Raw genomic sequence first — 22517 nt, forward strand, 5'->3', positions numbered from 1 at the left:
AGGCCGTGCGAGACTATCGACGCGTTTCGACCTGCCAAAGCATGTCGGCCAGAGAAGGGATCCAGAATCGGTTAGAGGTATGTTCCTGAATGCACAAATAGGTATTGCCGGCATAGCTGACGCGATCGCCACGGTTATACCACTGCTCTGTGCGCCATTGTGGTGCAGCGCCGGGCAGCGTGCTGGCCAACAGCGGTGCGCTGCTTGAAGAGGAATTACCCTCGGTATCGGTCGCACTGAGGGTATAACGATACTGGGTGCCCGCCGCCAATCCGCTGTCGACGAAGTGAGTCGCCGTTGGCTGGGCGATTTTCTGGTTATCGCGGAAGACGGAGTAGTGTGCGATAGGGTTGGCACCGCTGGAGGCGCTCCAGGAAAGGGTAATGCTGCTCTGGGTTTGCGCCGTGGCGACCAGATTGGCGGGGGCCGAAGGTTTCTCGCCGCTGCCGCCGCCGGTCAAAAAGCCGTAACGAGTGACGAATTCCCAATCATAAGGTTTCCCGGATTTGTTCACGCCGTCATCCCAACTGACAGACCAGGTCATCAGGCCGCGGATCGGATTGCCTGCTTTATCCAGGCGTTCAAGTGCATTAATGGCGTCTTGCGGATGAATGACGTAACCATTTGCCGCGCCGTCGATATTGGCGGGCAAGCCGATAATAAATTTATCCGCCGGGATGGCGGTAAAACCACGAGTGCCGTGAACCAGACTGTCGGTGAGGTAATAAAGAAAATCCTCTTTCATGGCATCGTCATTTTGTTTGACCAGTTGATTTAATTCGTCAACCCAAACGCCATCTCCGCCTTGATTGTAATATTGCGGCGCAATGAAATCGTAAATATCTTCTAGCGCTTTGAGATAGGCGAGATAACTGCCGGAGTCACGCAGGTAAGGGAATTCCGGCGCCATACTGATAATAAAGTGTTTACCTTCCTGGGCGTAATGTTGTTTAACCATCCGTAATGCGGCAGGAATAACCGTGCGGTTGTCTGCAAAGGTGATGGCCGATTGTTCGAGGTCAATATCCAATCCGTCAAAGCCGTAGGTTTCCACCAGCCTGATAAGCTCATAGGCCAGCATGTCTTCTTGGCCGGCGTAGAGCTCAATATGTGCGTCAGCACCGCCAAGGGAGATGAGCACCGCGCGACCTTGTGCATTCAACACATTGATTTGTTGTCTGAATTCCGCATCTGAATAGCGATAGGGTTTGAACGTCGGGATACCACTGCCTTTCATAAAGGCCACGGCTACCACGTTGTATTCCACAGGGATGTCGGTCAGCGCCATCTCGGCGAACATGCCGCCCTGATAACCTTGCCCCTGCTCGGGGGCCCAGTTGTGCCAGAACCCCATCAGGATATTTTTCCCTGACATATCGGGCATCAGTGACGCGGAATCTCGGGTTTGATTTTTATATTGATGTAAAACGGTAGGGTTAAGCATAAATACTTTTCCTTATGTTATGACAACTTGATGACTATCTATAAAAAATCATTGTAAATACGCATGTGCCATTCATGAGAAATGAATATCATAAACGGCAGTCAGCCATGTTGACCGGTGGTTTATTTAGGTGGTGGGTGCGCCGTTGGTGTTTTTTTTTTGCGAGCATCTTTAATGTGTCAATATAATAGCGCCGATTGCCATAAGTCCATGTGAGAATAAATCAAACATTGATATAGATCAATACTGCACCATAAATACATTTAATTATTAAAGTGACTGAAAAGTGAAATTATCGCCTTTGAAAATTGTATTTATGTGAATAATTAAAGTAGGAATGAATAACATAAAGTGGAAATAAAAACTCACGACTTCTGTGCATCAATGCCCGAGATTGGTGCACTCGCTTTTTTTTACCGATAAGCAAACGGTTGCTTATTATGAATGTTATTTTGTTTTTGTTTTAAAACAAATATTTTTATTTTAATTTATTGTTTTTTAAGGTGATATTTTAATCCTCCAGGCATGTGGCACACCCTTTGCTATTCTTAACTCAACATCTGCAAACAATAAAAAAGACCGCCAGATCTCGTCAGGCAGCGTTCTCTCAGCGCAATGACGTAGGCGAGTCGGTAGAAAAGGAACGGCAACATGAACATGCAATTCACCACGGCTATTCGTGGCAATTTTTTCGATATCGCTGCCTGCGTGGAGAGCCCGCAGCAGTTGAATGAGCAACTGCGGCATATTCCCGATGGATTAATGCTGCTCAATGAAGGCACCATTGTCTGGCTCGGCAGTTGGCAGCAGGGCGAACCGCTGTTGCCGCCGGGTTTTGAGGTAACGCATTACCGCGACAAGCTGATCGTGCCGGGGTTTATCGACACCCATATTCACTATCCGCAAACCGAAATGATCGGCGCTTATGGCGATCAGCTGTTGGCGTGGTTGAAGCACTACACTTTCCCGACCGAAAGCCAGTTCTGCTGCGAACGGCATTCCGGCAAGATGTCGGCGTTCTTCCTGCAACAACTGTTAAGCAACGGCACCACCACGGCGTTGGTGTTCGGTACGGTACATCCGCAGTCGGTTGACGCGTTGTTCAGCCAGGCGGCGGCGCTGAACATGCGTCTTATCGCCGGCAAAGTGATGATGGACCGCCACGCACCGGATGAACTGCTGGAAACCCCGGAGCAAAGCTACCGGCAAACGCGAGAGCTGATCGCGCGCTGGCACGGCAAACAACGGCTGGGCTATGCGATAACGCCGCGTTTCGCCCCCACCAGCACCCCAGCGCTATTGGCGCAGGTGCAGCGGTTGCGCGAAGAGTTTCCGGATGCCTGGCTGCACACCCACCTGAGCGAGAACCTGGATGAAGTGGCCTGGGTGAAAGCGCTGTTCCCGGAGAACAGCAGCTATTTGGATGTGTATCACCAGTATGGCCTGACCGGCGAGAAAAGCGTATTCGCTCACTGCCTGCACCTGGAAGAGCAAGAGTGGGATTGCCTGTGCCAGACCGGCTCGGCGATCGCGTTCTGCCCGACCTCCAACCTGTTCCTCGGCAGCGGGTTGTTCAACCTGCAAAAAGCCTGGCAGAAGCAGGTGAAGCTGGGCATCGGCACCGATGTCGGCGCAGGCACCACCTTCAATATGCTGCAAACGCTGGGCGAGGCATACAAGATCGGCCAGTTGCAGCGCTATAAGCTCTCCGCCTGCGAAGCCTTCTATCACGCCACCTTGGGCGGTGCGCGCGCGTTGGCGCTGGACGATAAAATCGGCAACTTCGGCGTAGGTAAAGAGGCGGATTTTGTGGTGTTGGATCCGGCGGTGTCGCCGCTGCAGAAGCTGCGCCATGAAAACAGCCGCGAACTGGCGGACCAGCTGTTCTTGCTGATGACGCTGGGGGACGATCGCAACGTTTATCGTACCTACGTTGACGGCAAAGTGGTTTATCGCGCGGCCGCGCACCAGGAGGCAGCATGATCCAGTTTCTGCTTAATCAAACGCTAAAAAGTGAAAGCGCGCTCGATCCCAACACCACGGTGCTGAACTATCTGCGCCGCAACCTGGGCCGTTGCGGCACCAAAGAAGGCTGTGCCTCCGGTGACTGCGGCGCTTGCACCGTCGTATTGGCCGAGCCGGAAGGCGGACAGTTACGCTACCGCAGCGTCAATGCCTGCCTGACGTTCGTCAGCGCGCTGCACGGCAAACAGCTGATCACGGTGGAGGATTTGAAACACCATGGCCAATTGCACAGCGTGCAGCAGGCGATGGTTGATTGCCACGGCTCGCAGTGCGGTTTTTGCACGCCAGGATTTGTGATGTCGATGTTCTGTCTGCAAAAGAACGGCGGGGAATATCAGCGTGAACAGGCGCAACAGGCGCTGGCGGGCAACCTGTGCCGCTGCACCGGCTACCGGCCGATTCTGGCGGCGGCGCAGCAGGCCTGCGGCGTCAAGGGCGAGGACAGTTTCGATCGCGGGCAACGGCAAACCGTGGAGCGCCTGCAAGCCATTCGCGCCGCGACGCCGCTGGAAGCGGCGGGTAAACGCTGCCTGATGCCGCAAACGATCGACGAGCTGGCGGGGTTGTATCAGCAACACCCGCAGGCAAAATTGTTGGCCGGCGGCACCGATCTGGCACTGGAGGTCACCCAACGCCACCAGGATTTACCGCTGATGATCGCCATTGGACAGATTGAGGCGTTGAAGCAAATCAGTTGGCAGGGCGAACGCTTGACGATCGGTGCCGGTGCGGCGCTGAGCGACTTGTATCCGCTGCTGGAAAAATATCACCCGGCCTTCGGCGAGCTGCTGGCGCGTTTCGCTTCGCAGCAGATCCGCAACCAGGGTACCTTGGGGGGCAATATCGCCAATGCTTCGCCGATTGGCGACGGCGCTCCCATGCTGCTGGCGCTGGATGCCATGCTGAACCTGCGCTGCGGCGATGTGCGGCGTGAGTTGCCGCTGCACGATTTCTTCCTGGGCTATCGCCAGACCGCGTTGCAACCGGGGGAATTTATCGAAAGCATCGTGTTGCCGGCCACCGCTCCGGCGGATTTCCGCGCCTGGAAAGTCTCCAAACGGCTGGAGGACGATATTTCGGCGGTATGCGGTGCCTTTAACCTGGGGATCGAACAGGGCATTATTCGCAGCGCCCGGTTGGCATTTGGCGGCATGGCGGCGACGCCAAAACGCGCCTTGCTATGCGAACAGCAACTGGTGGGGCAGCCCTGGCGGCGCGCCACCGTTGAACGTGCGGTGCAGGCATTGGCGCAGGACTTTACGCCGCTCAGCGATTTTCGCGCCAGCAGCGGTTATCGCCTGCTGGTGGCGCAAAACCTGCTGCGCCGCTATTTCATTGCGCTGACCGCGCCGCATTTGGCGATTGAGGTGACCGCTCATGAGTAATAACAAACGCATTGAAGCGACGCAGGAACAATTGGCCGAACGTTTCCGCCAGCCATTGACCACCGGGGTGGGCCGTAGCCGCAAACATGAAAGCGCCGACAAACACGTCAGCGGCGAGGCGCAATACATTGACGATCGGCTGGAGTTCCCAAACCAGTTGCATCTGGCGGCCAGGCTGAGCGAACGGGCACATGCGCGCATCATCAAGCTGGATTTGTCGGCTTGTTACGCCTTCCCCGGCGTGGTGCGGGTGATCACCTGGCAGGATGTGCCGGGGGAACTGGATATTGCACCGCTGACCCACGGCGATCCGCTGCTGGTGAAGGAGACGGTGGAGTACGTCGGGCAGGTGATCGCGGTGGTGGCGGCAGAAGATCCCGAGATCGCCTGGCGGGCGGCGCAGGCGGTGAAGGTGGAGTATCAGGATCTGCCGGTGCGGCTGGACGTGACGCAATCGCTGCGCGAAGGCTTTGTGGTACAGGAGGCGCACCATCATCGGCGCGGCGATGCCGACGGCGCGCTGGCGCGGGCTTTACACCGCATTCAGGGCGAGTTGCACGTCGGCGGCCAGGAGCATTTTTATCTGGAGACCCAGATCGCGTCAGTGATGCCCGCCGAGGACGGAGGTATGCTGGTGTATTCCTCTACCCAGAACCCGACCGAAATCCAGAAACTGGTGGCCTCGGTGCTCAATCTGCCGATGCACAAGATCACCCTCGACATGCGTCGCATGGGCGGCGGTTTCGGCGGCAAGGAAACCCAGGCTGCCGGCCCGGCGTGCCTGTGTGCGGTGGTGGCGCACCTGACCGGCCGGCCGGCCAAAATGCGCCTCAACCGCCGCGACGATATGCTGATCACCGGCAAGCGCCACCCGTTTTATATTCACTATGACGTTGGCTTTGACGATGCCGGGTTACTGAACGGAATCAAGATCGACCTGGCCGGCAACTGCGGCTATTCGCTCGATCTCTCCGGATCAATCGTCGATCGCGCCATGTTCCACGCCGATAACGCCTATTTCCTGCAAGATGTATTGATTACCGGCCACCGCTGCAAAACCCATATCGCGTCCAATACCGCCTATCGCGGCTTTGGCGGGCCGCAGGGCATGATGGCGATTGAGCAGATCATGGACCATATTGCGCGCTATCTGGCGCTCGATCCGCTGGCGGTGCGCAAGACCAATTATTACGGCAAGGACCACCGCAACATCACCCATTACCACCAGCCGGTGGAGCAGAACCTGCTGCAGGAAATGACCGCCGAACTGGAACGCAGCGCGGATTATCAGGCACGGCGCGAGGCTGTCCGCCGTTTCAACGCCGAGAACCCGATCCTGAAAAAAGGGCTGGCGCTGACGCCGGTGAAGTTCGGCATCTCTTTTACCGCCAGCTTCCTCAACCAGGCCGGTGCGCTGGTGCTGGTTTACACCGACGGCAGCATTCAGCTCAACCACGGCGGCACCGAGATGGGCCAGGGGCTGAACACCAAGGTGGCGCAGATCGTCGCCGAAGTGTTCCAGGTGGATATTGAACGCATACAGATCACCGCCACCGACACCGGCAAGGTGCCGAACACCTCGCCGACGGCAGCGTCATCCGGCACCGATTTGAACGGCAAGGCGGCGGAGAATGCGGCGCTAATCATTAAACAGCGGCTGATCGACATGCTTGCCAAACAGCATCAGGCCAGCGCCGATCAAATTGCCTTCAGCAACGGCCAGGTCAGGGTGGGCGAGCGTTATTTCAGCTTCGAGCAGGTGGTCGAGCAGGCGTATTTCAATCAGGTTTCGCTCGCCAGTACCGGTTATTACCGCACGCCGAAGATTTTCTACGATCGCGACAAGGCCAGCGGTCACCCGTTCTATTACTTTGCCTACGGCGCGGCCTGCGCGGAGGTGTTGATCGACACCCTGACCGGCGAATACAAACTGCTGCGCGCCGATATTCTGCATGACGTGGGCGACTCGCTGAACCCGGCTATCGACATCGGCCAGGTTGAGGGCGGCTTTGTGCAGGGCATGGGCTGGCTGACCAGTGAAGAACTGGTGTGGGATGAACAAGGCAGGCTGCTGACCAACGGTCCGGCGAGCTATAAAATTCCGGCGATTGGCGATGTGCCCGCCGATCTGCGCGTTACGCTGCTGGAGAACCGCAAAAACCCGGAAGATACGGTGTTCCATTCCAAAGCGGTGGGCGAACCGCCGTTTATGCTGGGGATCTCGGTTTGGTGCGCGATCAAGGACGCGGTCGCCAGCCTGGCGGACTACCGCCTGCAGCCCAATATTGACGCGCCGGCCACGCCGGAACGGGTGCTGTGGGGCGTGCAACAGATGCTGTCAAGTGACATGGTCACTGAACTGACGCGGGGGAACGGCGATGGACGAATGGATTGAGGCGCTGGCGGAAGCGCGCAGGCGTGGCGAGCCCTGCGTGCTGGTGACGTTGGTGGACGAACGAGGTTCCACGCCGCGTAACCGCGGGACCAAAATGCTGGTGACCGCCGAGCGGGCGGTCAATACCATCGGCGGCGGTCATCTGGAGTTCCAGGCGCTGGCGATTGCGCGTGAGATGCTGCAACAGGGTGACGCCACGCTGCGGCTGGAGCGTTTCCCGCTGGCGGCTCGGCTCGGCCAGTGCTGCGGCGGAACCACCAGCGTGCTGTTCGAACCCTTGATCCCGCCGCGCCCGCAAATCGCGCTGTTTGGCGCCGGGCATGTGGGCCGTGCGCTGGTGAACATTCTCGCCACCTTGCCGTGCCGGGTGCGTTGGGTTGATGGGCGTGCGGCGGAGTTCCCTGCGGCGATGCCGCCGGGAGTGCGGCAAGAAATTTGCGATGAGCCGCTGGAGATCGTCGATGCCATGCCGCCGGGCAGTTATTTCATCGTGATGACCCACGATCACGCGCTGGATCTGGCGCTGGCGGAGCGCATTTTGCGCCGTGGCGATGCCGGTTACTTTGGCCTGATTGGTTCACTGACCAAGCGTAAACGCTTCGAATACAAGCTTGGCCAGCGTGGCATCAGCGAACAGGCGGTGGCCGCCATGCGCTGCCCGCTGGGGCTGCCCGACGTCAAAGGCAAACTGCCTGCGGAGATCGCGGTAGCGGTGGCCGGGGAGATTATTGCTTGTTACGGGAGGGGGGAACGGGGTTAAAACCGCGGCGGGTTGTTTTCGAACATTGTGTGGGCGCCCCCCGAAGGTTGCGCCGCCACAGATAATAATCGTCAAATCACTTCAGTTCTGGCCAGTAGTCTTTATTGGCTTCGAGCAGATCGTCCAGAATGGCTTTAGCGACAGAAGCGCTCGGCACGGTTTTCGAGAGCGTTATCGCCTGCCACAGTTTCAGATAGGATTTCTCAATCCAGGCTTCGACCACCAGTTTTTCAACCGCCACCTGCTGGCTCATCAACCCCTGCTGGAACAACGGGATCTTACCGACAGTCAGCGGTTCCGGCCCGTTGCTACCGACGAGACACGGAATTTCAACCATCGCTTCCGGATCAAAATTGTTGATGGCACCCTGATTCGGCACAATCAGCAACATTCTTTCCTGAGTGTTGAATGCGATGGCGGTTGCCAGGTCAACGATGTAAGACGCGTGTTCATCAATCTCCAGTTCGCCGGCGGAAGATTTCCCCGCCTTGGTAATCGCAGCGCAGGAACTGAAAACGTGTTTTTCTCGGTGCTCCATCACCTCATTGGCGCGGGTATGTTCCGGATTGGAATGCGCAACCACGTAGTCCGGGAACAGGTAATATTTCAGGTAGGTATTAGGGAACGTAGACGGATCTAACGCCCAGACATCTTTCGCTTTGGCGAATGTATCATTCCAACTGGCTTCGACGCCCGGCTCGTTGGTTGACGGTACATAGCCGTGTTTAGCCACATGTTCGCGGATCTTGGGCATCAGATCGTTACCCTTCAAATCTTCAATCGACGTCCACCAGCCAAAGTGATTCAGTCCGTAATAACGCACCTGCATTTCTTTACGCGATTTCAGCCCGACAATCTGCGCCATGCGTCCTTCAATGCCGATAGGCATATCGCAAATGTTGAGGATCCTGGAGTGCGGGCGCAAACGGCGCGTCGCTTCCGCCACAATTGCGGCCGGATTCGAGTAATTCAGCATCCAGGCGTCCGGGGAATATTTCTCCATGTAATCGACGATTTCCAGTACGCCGCCGATGGAGCGCATACCGTAAGCGATACCGCCAGGCCCACAGGTCTCCTGTCCTACGACGCCATGACGCAGGGGGATTTTTTCGTCTTTTTCGCGCATCGGGTATTTACCGACACGGATATGCGCCATGACAAAATCGACATCGCTAAAGGCCGTTTTCGGATCCGTGGTATAGCCGAATTCAATGTCCGGCGCCTGCTCTTTGAGGATCACCTTGCACGCTTCGGCCACAATTTCCTGACGTGCGCCATCGTTGTCATAAAACTTGATGGAACGCAGCGGGAACCTTTCCAGATTCGCCAGTAACATCAATACGATACCCGGTGTAAATGTGCTGCCGCCGCCGGCCACGACTACTGAGAATTTCTTCTTCATACTGCCTCCGTAATGGATGTTTTTGTCGGGGAACTCGCCCCGGATATGGATGATGGTGTGAAAGCATCTTGCTTCATCAGCGTTTCTATCTGGTCCCTGACCTGAGGAACGTGCAGGCCCACGATGATCTGAATGCCGTTGCCGCGCCGTACCACGCCATGTGCGCCCAAGGCTTTGAAGATGTCGTCACTTTGCGTCAGCGCCATGTCGCCGAGCGTGATACGCAGCCGCGTCGCGCAGTTGTTGAGATTGACAATATTGCCGTTGCCGCCGAGTGCATGCAGATAGCCAACAGCCTGAGCTTGTGCTGAAGAAGGTGCCGGGATGTCGCTGGTGCGGCCCGACGGATTTTTCTGCGCCTGATAGTCAGCCTTACTGTAGAGTTTGATTTCGCTGTCCTCACGCCCCGGTGTTTTCAGGTTAAGACGCAGGATTAGCGTGCGAAATACCAGGAACCAGATGCCGGTGAATACCAGCCCGATGGCAATCTGGGTGAACATCATCGAGGCGTGATTGTGATACATCGGGATCCAGTTTTGCGGCAGGAACTGGTCCAGTAGCCCACCGCCCATGTTGCCGACCACGCCCGCCATGTACATCAGCGTCGCCACCGTGGCGGCAAGCAACGCATGTATGGCAAACAGCAGTGGCGAGATGAAGAGAAAGGTGAACTCAAGGGGTTCGGTAATACCGACAAGTAAGGCGGTCAGCGTCGCCGGGATCAACAGTCCTGCCACCTTGACGCGATTTTCCGGTGCGGCAGTGGCGTAGATCGCCATCGCAATACCGACCGAGCCGAAAACTTTCGAGTTGCCCTGCAACGCGAATCCGCCTTGCGGGAATAAGACTTTCAGCGGCTCTGTGCTCTCGCTGAACGCCTGCAAGTGCTCTGCCCAGTAGACCTGAATTCCGCCTTCGACAGCTGCCGGGCCGAAGATAAACGGGCCATAGATGAAGTGGTGCAATCCGGTAGGGATCAGAATGCGTTCCAGGAAGGTATACATCCATACGCCGAGAGAACCAGAGATCAGCATAAAGTGTTGCATCGAGAGAATGCCGGCCTGCACTTTCGGCCACACCAGCAGCGTCAGCCATGCGCAAGGCATCATCAACAGGAATCCGACGATGACCACGAAGGAGCTGCCCTGAAAAATACCGAGGAATACAGGAAGTTGTTTATCAAATAAATGATTGTGTATTGAGGTTACTAGGCCGGAAATTATAATTGCACCAATAATACTGGTATCGATAGTTTTAATTCCGGCGATCATTGTCAGTCCGCTGTGTCCTCCGGGATCCGCGTTAAAGTTAACGCCAAAATAATCGCCCCATGTTAATCCCATTGCGTTAATTAAATAATTCCAGGTCATAAAGCTGACCAGTGCCGCCAGGCAGGCGCGACCTTGCGCATGTTTCGCCAGCCCGATGGGCAGGCCGACCGCGAAAATCAGCGGCATGTTGCGGAAAACAGTCCAACCGCCTTCTTCTACAATATGAACAATTTGTGCGAAAAGACTACCGGGTGCAGTGAGTGAATCCCCGATAAACATAGGGTTCTGAAGCATGATTGCAATGCCCACCACCATTCCCGCGAACGGAAACAGCAACACAGGTGTAAACATCGCACCACCAAAACGTTGAATTTGACTGAGCATAAATACTCCTCATATTTTTCCGGGTCAGATTTTTTATTATTTCGTTTTTACTGATTTTATTTTCCATTCAAAGAGTAGGGACTTTGAAAAAAAAGGTCGCAAAACGATTAATCATTTTGTGATCGCATTCATGTTTTCTCCCTGGGTGAAGTGGTCTACTTTTATGGCGATTTGTATACATTTAAGTGTTCGAGGAAAAAACAGCCAGGGTAATATAAAAATAAATTTCATGTTTTACAGTGCGATAACCTCCTTTTGTTGCGCGGTTATCAGGATTCATTTAGGGATAAAGAGGTCTTCAAGTGATCTACAAAACGCTTGCCGAACGTCTGAGAATACGTATCAATTCTGCTGATTTTGCTATCGGCGATGCCTTACCCAGCGAGAAACGTCTGGCTGCCGAATTTTCTGTATCGAGGATGACGCTACGCAAAGCGGTAAGTTTACTGATTGAATGGGGGCTGGTGCGTCGCTGTCACGGCAGCGGAACCTTCGTCGCGCAGAAAGATCTCCAACATGAAACTCGCGGGCTAATGGGTTTCTCGGAACTGATGAAAGAACTGGGTCGCCCCACGGTGAGCCAAGTGCTGGAGTTTCGAATGATGGGGGCCCCCCCAGCCATCGCCAGCCAGTTGCGAATCAAGGCCGATGAGCGTATTTACTATTCACGTCGCGTCAGGTTTGTGGAAGGGAAGCCTGTGGTGCTGGAAGACAGTTACATGCCTGGCAGGTTATTTGGCAACCTTTCGGTCGCACACCTGGAGGGTTCAAAGTTTGCGTATATAGAAGACGAATGCCATATCAATATCGCAGGGAATTACGAAAGCTTCAGCCCGATCTTGGCAGACAGCACGATCGGCGCTTTACTGCACGTTGCCGAAGGCACGCCGCTGCTGCGCCTGACATCGCTTTCCTACAGTGATACCGGCGACTATATCAACTATTCGGTGATATTCAGAAATGCCAATGAATACCACGTGGACTACCATTTGAAGAGGAATAAATAGCGGTCGAAGGGGCTACATATTCACTATATGATAATTGCAATAATTTCCAATCTAATCATCACGTTGCTTAACGTAATTTCACGCAAGATAATATAAAAATGTTTTTTGCCATCGCAAATTAATAGTGTTTTAGAGCGTTCGTAGCGCCTGAGCTAACACGGTTTAGCAAGGTATGCTAAAAAACGACCGATTTAAAACGAATGTCACTTAAAAAATGCCAGTGCATTATATTTACTTTACCCAGTCATTGTTCGGGAACATAATTGCAAAGCTTCTATTAGATACTGAAAATTAGTCGGTATTAAACTGATAAATTAACGATTAAATATTTAAATGTCAGGGGAAACATTGATTTTTTTATTTTTTGAATAAGAAACAGGAGAGTATTGTAATGCCCCGTCAAGGATTGAAAACTGCACTAGCGATTTTTCTAACCACATCATTAAGCGTCTCATGCCAGCAAGCCTTAGGTACGCAACAGCCCTTGCTTAACGAAAAGAGTATCGAACAGTCGAAAACCATACCTAAATGGTGGAAGGAGGCTGTTTTTTATCAGGTGTATCCGCGTTCCTTTAAAGACACTAACGGGGATGGTATCGGGGATATTAAAGGCATCATAGAAAAATTAGACTATTTAAAAGCTTTGGGGATTGATGCCATTTGGATCAACCCACATTATGATTCCCCGAACACGGATAATGGTTACGATATACGTGATTATCGAAAAATCATGAAAGAATATGGCACGATGGAGGATTTTGACCGCCTGATTTCTGAAATGAAAAAACGTAACATGCGGTTGATGATTGATGTGGTCATCAACCACACCAGCGATCAAAACGAATGGTTTGTTGAAAGTAAAAGCAGTAAGGATAATCCTTATCGTGGCTATTACTTCTGGAAAGATGCTAAAGAAGGGCAGGCGCCTAATAATTACCCTTCATTCTTTGGTGGCTCGGCGTGGCAAAAAGATGAAAAGACCAATCAATACTACCTGCACTATTTTGCTAAACAACAGCCTGACCTAAACTGGGATAACCCCAAAGTCCGTCAAGATCTTTATGCAATGTTGCGTTTCTGGTTAGATAAAGGCGTGTCTGGTTTACGCTTTGATACGGTAGCGACCTACTCAAAAATTCCGGACTTCCCAAATCTCACCCAACAACAGCTGAAGAATTTTGCAGCTGAGTATACCAAGGGCCCTAATATTCATCGTTACGTCAATGAAATGAATAGAGAAGTTTTGTCTCATTACGACATTGCCACTGCCGGTGAAATCTTTGGCGTACCCTTGGATCAATCGATAAAATTCTTCGATCGCCGTCGCGATGAGCTGAACATCGCATTTACCTTTGACTTAATCAGACTCGATCGAGACTCTGATCAAAGATGGCGTCGAAAAGAGTGGAAATTGTCGCAATTCCGACAGGTCATCGATAACGTTGACCGTACTGCCGGCGAATATGGTTGGAATGCCTTCTTCTTGGATAACCACGACAATCCGCGCGCTGTCTCCCACTTTGGCGATGATCGCCCACAATGGCGCGAGCCATCGGCTAAAGCGCTTGCAACCTTGACGCTGACTCAACGAGCAACGCCTTTTATTTATCAAGGTTCAGAATTAGGCATGACCAATTACCCCTTCAAAGCTATTGATGAATTCGATGATATTGAGGTGAAAGGTTTTTGGCATGACTACGTTGAGACAGGAAAGGTGAAAGCCGACGAGTTCTTGCAAAATGTACGCCTGACGAGCAGGGATAACAGCCGGACACCGTTCCAATGGGATACGAGCAAAAATGCAGGATTCACGAGCGGAAAACCTTGGTTCAAGGTCAATCCAAACTACCAGGAAATCAATGCGGTAAGTCAAGTCGCACAGCCCGACTCGGTATTTAATTATTATCGTCAGTTGATCAAGATAAGGCATAACATCCCGGCACTGACCTATGGCACATACACCGATTTGGATCCTGCAAATGATTCGGTCTACGCCTATACACGCAGCCTTGGGGCGGAAAAATATCTTGTTGTCGTTAACTTCCAGGAACAAGTGATGAGATATAAATTACCGGATAATCTATCCATCGAGAAAGTGATTATAGAAAGCAACAGCAAAAACGTTGTGAAAAAGAATGATTCCTTACTCGAACTAAAACCATGGCAGTCAGGGGTTTATAAACTAAATCAATAAATCCCATAATCACGCCAAATAATGTAGATATATTGAAACCATTAAAACCGGCACCTTATGCCGGTTTTTTTGCGCGAAATAGGGCTGGCAAAGAGAAAGCAGGGGGCTACCACCCTGAGCTATAGGCTTTTTTAAAGGCAAGATTACCCGTTGAGGCTCTGCCGTCACCCGGCTGCGATAAACCGCGTTGATCCTCAGACGCCTGGCCGTTGCACGAAAACCAAGACCGGGGTTTGAGGGCTTGTGGGGCAAAGCCGCAAGCCCGCCAACCTCTTGTGAGCGCGAGCACGTTGCTACTGAACAATCTCGCTTCAAATGTTATCGTGATAATTGAGTGTTGCAGTGGCTCCGCCGGGTTTTACGCTCGGTTCAGGTCTGATTCACATAACAAGGTCACATGGAAATGAAAGTGTTGTTCATCGCTTCGCTAGGCGCTTTATCGTTAATGCAAGCCCCATTTTCCTTCGCGGATAATGCCAATGGGAAAAACATCTACTTACAGCGATGTAGCATGTGCCACGGAAACGATCTCAAAGGCACGGGGCCATTGGCTGACAAAACCAACCCGCCTCCACCTGACCTGACAACCCCCGCGTTCAAAGAACGGCTCAATGATTATCCGGGCGTTATTGTCTCATCGATAATACTTCGTCCAAATGGGGACTTGATTCCCAAAACTTTGCGAGAAAATGGGGTAAAACTACCGCCGTTCACTTGGCGGATTCAGGATCTGCGCGATGTGAATCAATACATGAACGGCGTGATTTCAAAAAATCGATAATGTTGAGAAGAGAGGCAGGCACAGAAATCGAATAACCCTTTCAGAGTGGCTACCTGTTTGACGGCATCCTTCATGTAAAGCCAATACACGCCAGAAGGCAGTCGGCAAGGCGGTGTCCTGCAACGGGACACGCCATTCTAATCACTTGTTTTTGCTCAAACTGCCAACTGCGCCTAAGCTAGGATGTGTCCTGGGGACTGGGGTCCCTTTGCACTTTATTCTGTGAACATGGAGGAGTTTCGATTTGATGCGTTTATCTACATTGGTGCTGGCGATCGGCATGGCGCTGAGCTCGCAGGCACAGGCAGCAGAAACCAATCCGCACGCGAGTCATAGCGCGTTGCCAAGCGGCCAGGCTAAGGAGGCTAACGTGACCGGTGAAGCTAACCAGCACGAGAACAAAAAGAACGAGAACCCGTTCTTCTATCAGAGCCGTCTGCCGTTCCAGGCACCGCCGTTCAATCTGATCAAAGAAAGCGACTACGCCCCGGCTATCGACGCCGGCATCAAGCAAAAGCGGGAAGAGGTGGAGAAGATCGCCAATAACCCGGCCAAGCCCGATTTTAAAAATACCTTTGTGGCGCTGGAGCAGGCCGGTGCGCTGTTGACGCGGGTGATGAACGTGTTTGGCGCCATGACCTCGGCCAACACCAGCGACGCGTTGCAAAAGTTGGATGAGGAAAGCTCGCCGAAACTGGCGGCGCTGGATGACGCCATCATGCTTAACAGCAAGCTGTTCGCGCGCATCAAGGCGATTTATCAGCAGCGCGACGCGCTGAAGCTGGACGCGGAATCGCGTCGCCTGGTGGAGGTGACTTACAAAAACTTCGAGCTGGCGGGGGCCAACCTGTCCGACGCCGATAAAACCAGGCTGAAAGCGCTGAATCAGGAAGCGGCGACGCTGAGCACCCAGTTCTCCAACAAGCTGCTGGCGGCGACCAAAGACGGCGCGCTGGCGATCGCCGACAAAGGCAAGCTGGACGGCCTGTCGGAAAGCGAACTGGCTGCGGCGGCTCAGGCTGCCGGCGAGCGCAAGCTGGACAAGCAGTGGTTGCTGGTGTTGCAAAACACTACTCAGCAGCCGGAGTTGCAGAGCCTGAAAGACAGAGACACCCGCAAGGCACTGTTTGACGCTTCGTGGAACCGAGCGGAAAAGGGCGACGGCAACGACACCCGCCAGACCATCGCGCGCCTGGCTAAAGTGCGTGCCGAGCAGGCCAAGCTGCTGGGCTTCCCGAACTATGCCGCCTGGAAACTGCAAAACCAGATGGCCAAAACCCCGGATGCGGCGCTGAGCTTTATGCGCAATATCGTTCCGGCGGCCACCGCGCGCGCCGAACGCGAAGCCAAAGACATTCAGGCGGTAATCGATCAGCAGAAAGGCGATTTCAAGGTTGCAGCCTGGGACTGGCAGTTCTACGCCGAGCAGGTCCGCAAGGCGAAATACGATCTGGATGAATCGCAGATCAAACCTTACTTCGAACTGGATAACGTGCTGAACAACGGCGTGTTCTATGCCGCCAACCTGTTGTATGGCATCAGCTTTAAAGAGCGCAAGGACATCCCGGTCTACCAGCCGGACGTGCGCGTGTATGAAGTCTTCGATAAAGACGGCAAATCGCTGGCGCTGTTCTATACCGACTTCTTTAAGCGCGACAACAAGGGCGGCGGCGCCTGGATGAGCAACTTTGTCGAGCAGTCGAAGCTGAAAGGCACCAAACCGGTGATCTACAACGTCGCCAACTTCACCAAACCGGCGCCGGGCCAGCCTGCGCTGCTGTCGTACGATGACGTGATCACCCTGTTCCACGAGTTTGGCCATGCGCTGCACGGCATGTTTGCCGATCAGGAGTATCCGAGCCTGTCCGGCACCAATACGGCGCGCGATTTTGTCGAGTTCCCCTCTCAGTTCAACGAACACTGGGCCAGCGATCCCAAAGTCTTTGCGCACTTCGCCAAACACTACAAAACCGGCGAAGCCATGCCGCAGGAACTGGTCGACAAAATCAAAAAAGCCGACAAATTCAACAAAGGATATGACATGACCGAGCTGCTGTCCGCTGCGCTGCTGGACATGCACTGGCACATGCTGAGCGCGGATCAGCCGCAGCAGGACGTGGACAAGTTCGAAGCCGAATCGTTGCTGAAGGATAAAATCGATCTCAGCTACGTGCCGCCGCGTTATCGCTCCAGCTACTTCAAGCATATCTGGGGCAACGGCTATGCCGCCGGTTACTACGCCTATCTGTGGACCGAAATGCTGGCGGATGACGCCTTCCAGTGGTTCACCGAGCACGGCGGCCTGACGGCGGAGAATGGCCAGCGCTTCCGCGACATGGTGCTGTCGCGCGGTAACAGCCAGGATCTGGAAAAACTGTACGTCGATTGGCGCGGCAAAGAGCCCAGCATCGAACCGATGCTGATTAACCGCGGGCTGAAAGACGAATAAAATATTCTGATGTCTGTACGGAGAACAGAGGGCGCGGAAAAACCCGCGCCCAACCTCTTCAGCGGTTAACCACCTTGGCCGGCAGCGCGATCACCAGCAGCGAACTGAGCAGCAGACAACCGGCGAAGGCCCACAGCGCGCCGCCGCTTTTGCCGGTCAGATCCAACGCCAACCCCATCAGCGAGTTACTCACCAGCCCGGCGATATTCGCCAGCGAACAGGCCAGCGCAAAGCCGGTTGCCGCTGCCGTGCCGCGCAAAAAAGTGGCCGGCAGGCTGAAGAACACCGGCACCGCGCCGATGATCGCCGCCTGGGCGATGGAGAACAACAGCACCGTGGCGATCACGTTATGGGTGAAGAAGGTGCTGCCGGCCATCGCCATCGCGCCGACGATAAACGGCACTATGATGTGCCAGCGCCGCTCGCGCATGCGGTCGGAACTGGTGCCAATCAGCAGCATGCCCAGCAGGGCGGCGATGCTCGGCAGCGCGGTCAACAGGCCGATGGTGGTGATGTCGGTGACCCCGGCAGTTTTGATAAAGGTCGGCATCCAGAACCCCATCGCATAGGCGCTGAGCAGGATCGAGAAATCGATGCCGCCCAACATCCACACCTTGAGGTTAAAGAAACCGTCGCGGAAACTGTGCTTGCTGTGGCCGGCTTCGGCTTCGTCATGCGCCAGATCCTGCTCAATGCGTTTTTTCTCGTCCTCGGTTAACCATTTTGCCTGGCGATAATTATTGGGCAGCACCCAGAAGGTGAGCACGCCCAGCAACACACTGGGAATGCCCTCCAGCAGGAACAGCCATTGCCAGCCATGCAGCCCGTGGCGCATATCGAAATGCCCCATGATCCAGCCGGAGAGCGGGCCGCCGACCACGCTCGACAGCGGCAGGCCGATCATGAACAGCGCAATGATGCGGCCGCGACGATAGGTGGGGAACCATAACGTCAGGTAATAGAGCACGCCGGGCAGGAAGCCGGCTTCCGCCACGCCCAGCAAAAAACGGATGGCGTAAAACTGATTCGGGGTGGTGACGAACAGGGTGCCGGCGGAAAGCAGGCCCCAGGTGATCATGATGCGGGCAATCCACACCTTGGCGCCGACGCGCTGCAGGATCAGGTTGCTCGGCACCTCAAACAGAATATAACCGACAAAAAACAGCCCTGCGCCCAGCCCAAAGGCGGCTTCGCTCAGTTGCAGTTGATCGGCCATCTGCAGCTTGGCCAGCCCGACGTTGATGCGGTCAAGGTAAGCGGCCAGATAACACAGGCAGAGAAACGGGATCAGCTTCCAGGTGATTTTGCGGTACAGCAGCGATTCTGTTCCCGCTTTCCCCGTTAACGGGGTTTCAACAATGGCCATGATGATGTCTCCAGGTGGTGCATGGTGGCCTCCGGAGGAGGTGTGTTGTGTGCTTGCTTTTGAGGCGCTTTCCGCGCCTTCTTTATTGATTGTTCTGCTCTCCGTGCAGGTGAAGCCTTTTGGGTCTACAACAGGGTTAAATAGCCGATCGCCTCCTGTTTGCTCACTACGTCGCCATATTTGCTGTCGATGTCGAACAGGTTGGCTTCGTGCGGGCCGGCGTGACGGTCTCCCACGCATTCACGCACCACGATAGTGCGAAATCCGTGTTGCACGGCGTCCACCGCGCTGGCGCGGATACAGCCGCTGGTGGAACAACCGGCCAGCAGCAGGGTATCGATACCGAGCGCCACCAACATAGGTGCAAGCGAAGTGCCGAAAAAGGCGCTGGCGTATTGTTTGGTCAACACCACCTCGGTCGCTAGCGGCGCAACCTGGGGGCAGAACGCCGCCAGCGGATTGCCCTCGACCATGTCTTTCATCACCGGCGCTTTTTTCACCCAGATGCCGCCATCGGCGAAATGCCCCGCATGATAGCGGATATTGGTGTGGATCACCGGTATTCCTACCTGTCGCGCCGTTGCCAGCAGCGCCACACTTGAGTCGACTGCGCTGACCACGCCGGGGGCGAACAGCGGTGCGCCCTCGGTGGTATAAGCCTGCATAAAGTCGATCACCAGCAGCGCTGGGCGCTGGCCGAAGCCGATACGGTTGCCCCAGACGCCGCTGTAGTTATCGATGAGAGAGTTATCGGCTGCGGATGCCATTTTTCCTCCTTAATAGGCGCCGGACAGCAGGGCGCCGGCGCCGGGCACGATCGGCTCCAGCTCCAGCGCGGTCAGCATGGCGTAGGTGGTGGCGATAGCGGCGGTCAGCACCGGCTTGCCGGTTTGCGCTTCAACGGTGGATACCGCAGGTAAAGACGGCATTTGCACGCAGGCGGACAGCACTATGGCATCCACGCCGCTCAGGTCCATCTCGGCGACAATTCCCGGCAGTTTGGCCGGATCGTGGCGGCCCACCGCCAGGTTGTCCGGGATCTCCAGCGCGCGCCACACCTTGACCTCAATGCCCTCGTGTTCGATGTAATCCACCACCATTTGAGTCAGGGGTTTCATGTAAGGCGCCACCAGCGCGATGCGTTTGGCGCCGAGCATTTTCAGGCCACTGACCAGCGCGCCGGCGCTGCTGATCACCGGTGCGGCGGCGTTGTTGTCCTGCGTAACCTTTGCCAGCCGGGCCTGGGACTCGCGATGATAGCCCAGCCCCATCGACATGATCGCCACCAGGCAGGCATAGCCGAGCACGTCGACCTGCGCGTCGGAAAGCTCGAGCGCGCAGCGGTCTGACTCGGCGTCCATCGCCGCCAGTTCCGCTTTGCTCACATGCTTCATGCGCATGCGGCTGGAGTGAAAGGTAAAACGCTCCGGGCGGATCAACTGGCGCGCGGTCAACATCGCCGGAATTTCGGTTTCCATCGTGGTGTTGGAACTGGGTACGATCTGGCCGATACGGTAATTTTTGGTCATGGAAAATGCTCCTCAGTTAATCCAGAAAATCGCCCAGGGCGCGGAAGAAACCGTCAAAGTCGTCCCACGGGATCATATGCCCGGCGTTTGCTACGTGCGCGAGGGTGATTTCCGGTTGTAACTCGCGGATCTCCGCCTCGTCTTCCGGCAATATCACGCCGCCCAGGCCCGCGACCATCAACAGCGTCGGCATGCTCAGGTCGGGATAGTCGCGGTGGCTGTCTACCTGATGGAAATCTTCATAGGCACGTTGAATGGCCGGTTCATAGCAGGTGTGCAGCCATTCGGCGCGCAACTGTCGCTGCTCCTCGCTCCAGGTCGGGCAGTAGGCGCGCATCTGCTCGGCATCCATCCCCGATAGCGCCTGGCGGATGGAATCGACGTACCAAGGCCATTTACCGGGATAGTCACGGCGGCCGGGGCCGGAAACCGGCGGATCGACCAGCACTAACCGGCGCACGCCGGCAGGTTGCAGCACCGCAGCGCGCAGGGCAAAACGCGCGCCCATGGAGTGGCCGAGCAGCGAATAGCTGTCCAGCTTCAGTGCGGCGGCGAAAGCGTTGACGTCCTGTGCGCAGGTTTCGGCGTCATAGGCCAAATCCGGGCCGCTGGAAGACAGGCCGCGCCCGCGCACGTCCAGCACGTAGGTGTCGTATCTTTCTCCCAGCCGTTCGGCTACGAACCCCCAGGTGATCGCCGGGCTGGTGATGCCGGGGATCAGGATCAGCGCAGGGCCCTGGCCGCCGTAGCGCAGGTAGTGCTGGCGAATGCCGTTGGCCTGCACGTTGGCGCCATACAGGAAGCGGCTCATGCGGCGTTCTCCGATTTCAGCGCCTGCGCGTACAGGTCATAGCCGTACACCCAGGCCGGATCTTCCTGAGTGCGCAGGAAAGTATTGGCGTTGGACACCGCCTGCACGCGGGAGGCGCGCTCTTTGCGGTTGGCTTCATACAGCTGGAAGGCGGTGCGGTAGTCGGTCAGGCCGGTTTCCTGCAGGCAGCGCGCCAGCATGGCGGCATCTTCGATCGCCATCGCCGCACCCTGCGCCATATGCGGTTTCATGGGGTGGCAGGCGTCGCCGAGCAACACCATGCGGCCTTCGCTCCACAGCGGCAGCGGTTTGCGGTTCAGCAGTGGCCATTTGGTGACCTGCTCGCTGGACTCGATCAGCGCTTGCACGATCGGGTGATAACCGGCGAAGGTTTCGTACATTTCTTCGCGGCTGCTGTCGATGAAGCTGCCCTGGAAATCCCACGCCGGGTGGGGCACGCCGCTGACGTAATAGTATTCGTCGCGTTTTTGGGTGGTGTAATAGACCATCAGGTGGCGATCCGCCGACCACCACTTCACGCAGTCTTCGAAGCTCAAATTGTATTTGGCCAGTTTCTCGCCGCGGATCAGTGCGCGGTGGGCCACCCAGCCGCTGTAAGTTGGCGCTTCGACGCCCAACAGGTGTTCGCGAATGCGTGAATTGATGCCGTCGGCGCCAATCACGATATCGGCGGTGGCGCTGGTGCCGTCGGCGAAATTCAACACCACTTCGTCGCCGCGATCTTCAATCTTGCTCAGGCATTTGCCAAAGTGCACGCTGCCCGGTTGCAGAGCGGCCATCTGCAATGCCTGTAAATCGCCACGATGCACGGTAACGTATGCCGCGCCGTACTCTTTGCGGGCAAATGCCCCCAATTCAATGCGCGACAGATAATCGCCGCTTTCGGCATCGCGGCTGAACCAGAAATCCGGGTGCGAAGCCATTTGCTCCAGCGGCTGTTCGATGCCGAGGCGACGGAAAATCTTCAGTACGTTCGGTCCCATATGGATACCGGCACCGAGGCGTGAAAACACCGGGCTTTGCTCATACAAATCGACGGTAAAGCCGGCTTTTTGCAGCAGACCGGCGGCGGCGGCGCCACCCAGGCCTGCGCCGACCACGGCAATGCGTTGTTGTTTGCTCATCATTTTTCCCCTGACTGTTGGTCTTTTTAGGCGTTGTCCGCAGCAATGCCGGACGATTGATTTATAGTGTATACGCTAAATATAGCAAGGTTGCATAAGTGTTAATTTAGATCTCGCTCACGCTAATGGGCCGCAACTTGCTGGTAAACTCATGTTAATCACAGCCTGT

The 22517-nt window shown here is 55.2% G+C and carries 16 protein-coding genes; 8 read left to right on the plus strand and 8 right to left on the minus strand.

The window, feature by feature from the left end; translation table 11 throughout:
* Nucleotides 1–13 precede the first annotated feature (13 nt).
* Nucleotides 14–1444, minus strand: coding sequence for a glycosyl hydrolase family 18 protein (locus ACTJJ1_RS05315; protein ID WP_004944055.1), 1431 nt, complete (start codon nucleotides 1442–1444; stop codon nucleotides 14–16).
* Nucleotides 1445–2095: 651 nt separating this feature from the next.
* On the opposite strand from ACTJJ1_RS05315, the gene guaD reads away from it, so the two are divergent.
* Genes guaD through xdhC form a run of 4 tightly spaced genes read left to right on the plus strand, consistent with a single transcriptional unit; the run spans nucleotide 2096 to nucleotide 8009 of the window.
* Nucleotides 2096–3427 (plus strand): guanine deaminase, encoded by a 1332-nt coding sequence (gene guaD / locus ACTJJ1_RS05320; RefSeq protein ID WP_004944058.1) that lies wholly within the window; start codon nucleotides 2096–2098, stop codon nucleotides 3425–3427.
* Nucleotides 3424–4854 (plus strand): xanthine dehydrogenase small subunit, encoded by a 1431-nt coding sequence (gene xdhA / locus ACTJJ1_RS05325; protein WP_440832644.1) that lies wholly within the window; start codon nucleotides 3424–3426, stop codon nucleotides 4852–4854. Before guaD ends, xdhA begins: the two co-directional genes overlap by 4 nt.
* Complete coding sequence (gene xdhB, locus ACTJJ1_RS05330; RefSeq protein ID WP_440832646.1) at nucleotides 4847–7249, plus strand: xanthine dehydrogenase molybdopterin binding subunit; 2403 nt, start codon at nucleotides 4847–4849, stop codon at nucleotides 7247–7249. The genes xdhA and xdhB overlap by 8 nt, the downstream gene beginning before the upstream one ends.
* Nucleotides 7233–8009 carry a xanthine dehydrogenase accessory protein XdhC gene (gene xdhC / locus ACTJJ1_RS05335; RefSeq protein WP_020453814.1) on the plus strand — a complete coding sequence of 259 codons (777 nt, stop codon included), beginning with the start codon at nucleotides 7233–7235 and terminating at the stop codon, nucleotides 8007–8009. Before xdhB ends, xdhC begins: the two co-directional genes overlap by 17 nt.
* Before the next feature lie 76 nt (nucleotides 8010–8085).
* Here the strand turns inward: xdhC and ACTJJ1_RS05340 are convergent, their stop codons facing one another.
* Both ACTJJ1_RS05340 and ACTJJ1_RS05345 read right to left on the minus strand, forming a co-directional pair.
* Complete coding sequence (locus tag ACTJJ1_RS05340; protein ID WP_004944068.1) at nucleotides 8086–9411, minus strand: 6-phospho-alpha-glucosidase; 1326 nt, start codon at nucleotides 9409–9411, stop codon at nucleotides 8086–8088.
* Nucleotides 9408–11066 carry an alpha-glucoside-specific PTS transporter subunit IIBC gene (locus ACTJJ1_RS05345; protein ID WP_440832649.1) on the minus strand — a complete coding sequence of 553 codons (1659 nt, stop codon included), beginning with the start codon at nucleotides 11064–11066 and terminating at the stop codon, nucleotides 9408–9410. Before ACTJJ1_RS05345 ends, ACTJJ1_RS05340 begins: the two co-directional genes overlap by 4 nt.
* 302 nt (nucleotides 11067–11368) lie before the next feature.
* On the opposite strand from ACTJJ1_RS05345, the gene ACTJJ1_RS05350 reads away from it, so the two are divergent.
* From ACTJJ1_RS05350 to dcp, 4 genes are all read left to right on the plus strand, one after another.
* The gene (locus ACTJJ1_RS05350; protein WP_073439508.1) at nucleotides 11369–12073 is read left to right on the plus strand and encodes a GntR family transcriptional regulator; all 705 of its coding nucleotides are present in this window, start codon (nucleotides 11369–11371) and stop codon (nucleotides 12071–12073) included.
* Nucleotides 12074–12464: 391 nt separating this feature from the next.
* Complete coding sequence (locus ACTJJ1_RS05355; protein ID WP_440832651.1) at nucleotides 12465–14267, plus strand: glycoside hydrolase family 13 protein; 1803 nt, start codon at nucleotides 12465–12467, stop codon at nucleotides 14265–14267.
* Nucleotides 14268–14664: 397 nt separating this feature from the next.
* A complete protein-coding gene (locus ACTJJ1_RS05360; protein WP_041416924.1) occupies nucleotides 14665–15048 on the plus strand; it encodes a c-type cytochrome in 384 nt (127 codons plus the stop codon).
* 247 nt (nucleotides 15049–15295) lie between these two features.
* Nucleotides 15296–17497 (plus strand): peptidyl-dipeptidase Dcp, encoded by a 2202-nt coding sequence (gene dcp / locus ACTJJ1_RS05365; RefSeq protein WP_197912682.1) that lies wholly within the window; start codon nucleotides 15296–15298, stop codon nucleotides 17495–17497.
* A 58-nt stretch (nucleotides 17498–17555) separates the two neighbouring features.
* Here the strand turns inward: dcp and ACTJJ1_RS05370 are convergent, their stop codons facing one another.
* From ACTJJ1_RS05370 to ACTJJ1_RS05390, 5 genes are all read right to left on the minus strand, one after another.
* Nucleotides 17556–18863, minus strand: coding sequence for an MFS transporter (locus ACTJJ1_RS05370; RefSeq protein WP_440832654.1), 1308 nt, complete (start codon nucleotides 18861–18863; stop codon nucleotides 17556–17558).
* 125 nt (nucleotides 18864–18988) lie between these two features.
* Complete coding sequence (locus ACTJJ1_RS05375) at nucleotides 18989–19630, minus strand: N-carbamoylsarcosine amidohydrolase (RefSeq protein WP_063198486.1); 642 nt, start codon at nucleotides 19628–19630, stop codon at nucleotides 18989–18991.
* A gap of 9 nt (nucleotides 19631–19639) precedes the next feature.
* Nucleotides 19640–20392, minus strand: a complete 753-nt coding sequence (locus ACTJJ1_RS05380) for a maleate cis-trans isomerase family protein (protein ID WP_440832656.1) — start codon at nucleotides 20390–20392, stop codon at nucleotides 19640–19642.
* A 16-nt stretch (nucleotides 20393–20408) separates the two neighbouring features.
* Entirely contained in the window at nucleotides 20409–21203 is a 795-nt protein-coding gene (locus ACTJJ1_RS05385) for an alpha/beta hydrolase (RefSeq protein WP_440832658.1), read from the minus strand.
* Complete coding sequence (locus ACTJJ1_RS05390) at nucleotides 21200–22351, minus strand: FAD-dependent monooxygenase (RefSeq protein WP_004944098.1); 1152 nt, start codon at nucleotides 22349–22351, stop codon at nucleotides 21200–21202. The genes ACTJJ1_RS05385 and ACTJJ1_RS05390 overlap by 4 nt, the downstream gene beginning before the upstream one ends.
* Nucleotides 22352–22517: the final 166 nt, after the last annotated feature.

It is taken from the genome of Serratia sp. 22264 (assembly GCF_052045345.1).
GTDB classification, from domain to species: Bacteria; Pseudomonadota; Gammaproteobacteria; order Enterobacterales; family Enterobacteriaceae; genus Serratia; species Serratia plymuthica.

Excerpts from the sequence above, each read along its gene's own strand:
- ACTJJ1_RS05315 (WP_004944055.1), bottom strand. The coding sequence starts at position 1,444 with ATGCTTAACCCTACCGTTTTACATCAATATAAAAATCAAACCCGAGAT.
- guaD (WP_004944058.1), top strand. The coding sequence starts at position 2,096 with ATGAACATGCAATTCACCACGGCTATTCGTGGCAATTTTTTCGATATC.
- xdhA (WP_440832644.1), top strand. The coding sequence starts at position 3,424 with ATGATCCAGTTTCTGCTTAATCAAACGCTAAAAAGTGAAAGCGCGCTC.
- xdhB (WP_440832646.1), top strand. The coding sequence starts at position 4,847 with ATGAGTAATAACAAACGCATTGAAGCGACGCAGGAACAATTGGCCGAA.
- xdhC (WP_020453814.1), top strand. The coding sequence starts at position 7,233 with ATGGACGAATGGATTGAGGCGCTGGCGGAAGCGCGCAGGCGTGGCGAG.
- ACTJJ1_RS05340 (WP_004944068.1), bottom strand. The coding sequence starts at position 9,411 with ATGAAGAAGAAATTCTCAGTAGTCGTGGCCGGCGGCGGCAGCACATTT.
- ACTJJ1_RS05345 (WP_440832649.1), bottom strand. The coding sequence starts at position 11,066 with ATGCTCAGTCAAATTCAACGTTTTGGTGGTGCGATGTTTACACCTGTG.
- ACTJJ1_RS05355 (WP_440832651.1), top strand. The coding sequence starts at position 12,465 with ATGCCCCGTCAAGGATTGAAAACTGCACTAGCGATTTTTCTAACCACA.
- ACTJJ1_RS05360 (WP_041416924.1), top strand. The coding sequence starts at position 14,665 with ATGGAAATGAAAGTGTTGTTCATCGCTTCGCTAGGCGCTTTATCGTTA.
- dcp (WP_197912682.1), top strand. The coding sequence starts at position 15,296 with ATGCGTTTATCTACATTGGTGCTGGCGATCGGCATGGCGCTGAGCTCG.
- ACTJJ1_RS05370 (WP_440832654.1), bottom strand. The coding sequence starts at position 18,863 with ATGGCCATTGTTGAAACCCCGTTAACGGGGAAAGCGGGAACAGAATCG.
- ACTJJ1_RS05375 (WP_063198486.1), bottom strand. The coding sequence starts at position 19,630 with ATGGCATCCGCAGCCGATAACTCTCTCATCGATAACTACAGCGGCGTC.
- ACTJJ1_RS05380 (WP_440832656.1), bottom strand. The coding sequence starts at position 20,392 with ATGACCAAAAATTACCGTATCGGCCAGATCGTACCCAGTTCCAACACC.
- ACTJJ1_RS05385 (WP_440832658.1), bottom strand. The coding sequence starts at position 21,203 with ATGAGCCGCTTCCTGTATGGCGCCAACGTGCAGGCCAACGGCATTCGC.
- ACTJJ1_RS05390 (WP_004944098.1), bottom strand. The coding sequence starts at position 22,351 with ATGATGAGCAAACAACAACGCATTGCCGTGGTCGGCGCAGGCCTGGGT.